At 62.8% G+C, this 3,766-nt stretch carries 3 protein-coding genes; all 3 read left to right on the top strand.

The window, feature by feature from the left end; all coding sequences use genetic code 11:
* The coding region (locus tag ACR0JE_RS19555; RefSeq protein WP_480865352.1) for a (2Fe-2S)-binding protein at window positions 1–444 on the top strand (444 nt) is incomplete at its 5' end.
* Between the two features lie 25 nt (window positions 445–469).
* The gene (locus ACR0JE_RS19550) at window positions 470–2,830 is read left to right on the top strand and encodes a xanthine dehydrogenase family protein molybdopterin-binding subunit (RefSeq protein WP_480865351.1); all 2,361 of its coding nucleotides are present in this window, start codon (window positions 470–472) and stop codon (window positions 2,828–2,830) included.
* 96 nt (window positions 2,831–2,926) lie between these two features.
* The gene (locus ACR0JE_RS19545; protein WP_480865350.1) at window positions 2,927–3,718 is read left to right on the top strand and encodes an FAD binding domain-containing protein; all 792 of its coding nucleotides are present in this window, start codon (window positions 2,927–2,929) and stop codon (window positions 3,716–3,718) included.
* The last annotated feature ends 48 nt before the right edge of the window (window positions 3,719–3,766 follow it).

Genomic DNA, 3,766 nt, shown 5'->3' with positions numbered 1-3,766 from the left:
GGCGATGTAGAGGGTCGGACGTTATTGTCTGGTTTTTTGCGGGATCATTTGAGTTTGACTGGGACGCATGTTGGGTGTGACACGGCGCAGTGCGGGGCCTGCGTGGTGCATGTGAACGGTGAGGCGGTGAAGTCTTGCAACATGCTGGCAGTTGAGGCGGATGGGGCTGAGGTTGGCACGATTGAAGGCCAGTCCAGCCCGGATGGGTCGTTGAACGTGATCCAGCAGGCGTTTCAGGATCACCACGGTCTGCAATGCGGCTTCTGCACGCCGGGCATGGTGATGAGCGCGGCGGCTTTGCTGAAGGACAATCCGCGCCCGACGGAAGCAGAGATCCGCAAGTATCTGGAAGGCAACCTGTGCCGCTGCACGGGCTATCATAACATCGTCAAGGCGATCATGGCCGCTTCGGGCCAGGACGTCAGCAGCATCGCCGCCGAATAAGCGGCCCGAGGGAGGAGAACAAGCAATGCCCAAAGACAGTGGCATCGGAGCCAGTTCCAAGCGGCGCGAGGACGTGCGCTTTCTGACCGGAGCAGGCAATTACACCGACGACATCAACGTGGCCGGACAGGCCTATGTTCATTTCCTGCGCTCGGATATCGCGCATGGCCGGATCACCAGCCTTGATACCTCGGCGGCCGAGGCCATGCCGGGCGTGGTCAAGGTGTTCACCGGCAAGGATTTTGAAGGCGTGGGCGGCATGCCCTGCGGCTGGGAGGTGACGGACAAGCATGGCGCGCCCATGCAGGAGCCTGCGCATCCCATTCTGGCCCAAGGCAAGGTGCGCCATGTGGGCGATCCCATCGCCGCCGTCGTGGCCGACAGCCTGGAACAGGCGCGTGACGCGGCCGAGGCGATTGACCTCGAGATCGAGGAACTGCCCGCCGTGATCGACATGAAGGCCGCCGCGCAAGAGGGCGCGACGCTGGTCCATGACGATCTGAAGAACAATGTCTGCTATGACTGGCAGCTGGGTGAGGCGGATGACGCCAAGGTCAATGAGGTCTTTGCGGGTGCGGCCCATGTGACCACGCTGGATCTGGTCAACAACCGCCTGGTCGCCAACCCGATGGAACCGCGCGTGGCGGTGGGGGAGTATTCCCGCGCGACCGAGGACTATACGCTCTATACCACCTCGCAGAACCCGCATGTGATCCGTCTGCTGATGTGCGCCTTTGTGCTGGGCCTGCCCGAGCATAAGGTCCGCGTGGTGGCCCCGGATGTGGGCGGTGGCTTTGGCACCAAGATCTTCCACTATGCGGAAGAGGCGTTCTGTACCTTCGCCGCCAAGGCCTGCAACCGGCCCGTGAAGTGGACTTCCAGCCGGTCCGAGGCGTTCATGTCGGACGCCCATGGCCGGGATCATGTCAGCAAAATCGAACTGGCGCTGGATGCAGACAACAACTTCATTGGCCTGCGCACCAACACCTACGCGAACCTTGGAGCGTATCTGTCGACCTTCTCAAGCTCCGTGCCCACATGGCTGCACGGCACGCTGATGGCTGGCAATTACAAGACGCCGGTTATTCAGGTGAATGTGAAGGCGATGTTTACCAATACGGTGCCGGTGGATGCCTATCGCGGCGCGGGTCGGCCCGAAGCGACGTTCCAGTTGGAGCGCGTGGTGGACAAGGCCGCGCGCGAGTTGGGGGTCGACCCGATTGCCCTGCGCCGTCAGAACTTCATCACCCAGTTCCCCTATGACACGCCGGTGGCTCTGACCTATGACACCGGGGATTACAACGGGACCATGGACAAGCTTGAGGCCGCGGCCGATCTGGCAGGCTTTGCTGCCCGCCGTGCGGAAAGCGAGGCCAAGGGCAAGCTGCGCGGTCTGGGCATCAACTGCTATATCGAGGCGTGCGGGATCGCTCCGTCGAACATCGTTGGCATGCTGGGAGCCCGGGCGGGTCTTTACGATGCGGCCACCGTGCGGGTGAATGCCACCGGCTCGATCAGTGTCATGGTGGGCGCGCACAGCCACGGGCAGGGGCATGAGACCGCCTTCCCGCAGGTTGTGGCCGACATGATCGGCATCGACGAGTCGATGGTCGAGATCGTGCATGGCGACACCTCGAAGATCCCGTTCGGCATGGGTACCTATGGCTCACGGTCGCTAGCGGTCTGTGGCTCGGCCATGGTGAAGGCCACCGAGAAGGTGATCGACAAAGCCAAGAAGATTGCCGCCCACCTGCTCGAGGCCTCGGAAGCCGATATTGAGCTGAAGGACGGTCAGTTCAGCGTGGCAGGCACCGACAAGTCGGTGGCCTGGGGCGATGTGACCCTCACGGCCTATGTGCCGCATAACTACCCGCTGGAGGTAGAACCGGGGCTGGAGGAGACCGCGTTTTACGACCCGGCCAACTTCACCTTCCCCTCGGGCGCTTATGCCTGCGAGGTCGAGGTCGACCCCGAGACCGGTCAGGTCACGATCGAGGCCTTCACCGCGGCGGATGACTTTGGCAACATCGTCAACCCGATGATCGTGGATGGTCAGGTTCATGGCGGCATTGGTCAGGGTATCGGTCAGGCGCTGCTGGAGAACTGCGCCTATGACGAGAATGGCCAGCTGCTGAGCGCGTCCTTCATGGATTACGCCATGCCGCGCGCCGATGATGTGCCGTTCTACGGCGTGGATCATTCCAGCCAGACGCCCTGTACGCATAACCCGTTGGGGGTGAAGGGCTGTGGTGAGGCCGGGGCGATCGGCTCTCCGCCAGCTGTGGTCAATGCGGTTCTGGATGCGCTGAACGCGGGCGGCAAGGCGGTGGATCACATCGATATGCCAGTAAGCCCGTCGCGCGTTTGGGCAGCGATGAACAGCTGAGAGGTTGGGGTAGCTGGGGGCTCTGCCCCCAGCTACCCCCGGGATATTTTTAGCCAGATGAAGGGCGGATCCGCGCCTTTCGGAAAGGAAGACGAAATGTACAGTTTCGAGTTTGAAAAGCCCTCGACCATTGCTGACGCGGTTGCTGCGATGGGGGCCGAGGATGCGCAGGCGCTGGGGGGCGGGCAGACGCTGATCCCGACGCTGAAGCAGCGCTTGGCGGCGCCTTCGGTGCTGGTCAGCATGAGCGGGATTGCCGAGATGCAGGGTGTCTGTGTCGAGGATGACGGCTCGGTCACCATTGGCGGGGCGACGCCCCATGCCACGGTGGCGCGTGAGGCGGCGGGGTCGTATCCGGCGCTGGCCGCGCTGGCGGGTCAGATCGGTGATCCGGCGGTGCGCAATCGCGGCACCATCGGCGGGTCAGTTGCCAATAACGATCCGGCGGCCTGTTATCCGGCGGGTGTGCTGGGCTCGGGCGCGACGGTTGTGACCAACACGCGCCAGATCGCGGCGGATGACTTCTTTGAAGGCATGTTCAGTACTGCGCTGGATGAGGGCGAGATCATCACCTCGGTCCGTTTCCCAGTACCGCAAGCTGCAAGCTACCAGAAGTTCCTGCAGCCCGCCTCGCGCTTTGCCTTGGTCGGGGTCTATCTGGCCCGGTTTGCGGATGGGGTTCGCGTGGCCGTCACCGGCGCCAGCGAGGACGGCGTGTTCCGCTGGTCCGAGGCGGAAGCCGCGCTCAACACCGAATTCCGCGCCAACGCGTTGATGGGGCTGAAGGTCAACCCGATGAACATGATCGCCGACCTGCATGGCAGCAAAGACTACCGCGCACATCTGGTCTCCGTCATGACCAAACGCGCCGTCCAAGCTTGTAGCTAAGGGGGGCAGCCGAAGAAACAAAAGCCCCGGTCAAAACCGGGGCTTTTT

This window comes from Ruegeria sp. H3 (assembly GCF_056533095.1).
Note: the sequence above shows the minus strand (reverse complement) of the source record. Positions and strands in the feature narration are given on the sequence as shown.

Bases quoted from the DNA above. Each gene is read 5' to 3' on its own strand.
- ACR0JE_RS19545 (WP_480865350.1), top strand. From the start codon at position 2,927: ATGTACAGTTTCGAGTTTGAAAAGCCCTCGACCATTGCTGACGCGGTT.
- ACR0JE_RS19550 (WP_480865351.1), top strand. From the start codon at position 470: ATGCCCAAAGACAGTGGCATCGGAGCCAGTTCCAAGCGGCGCGAGGAC.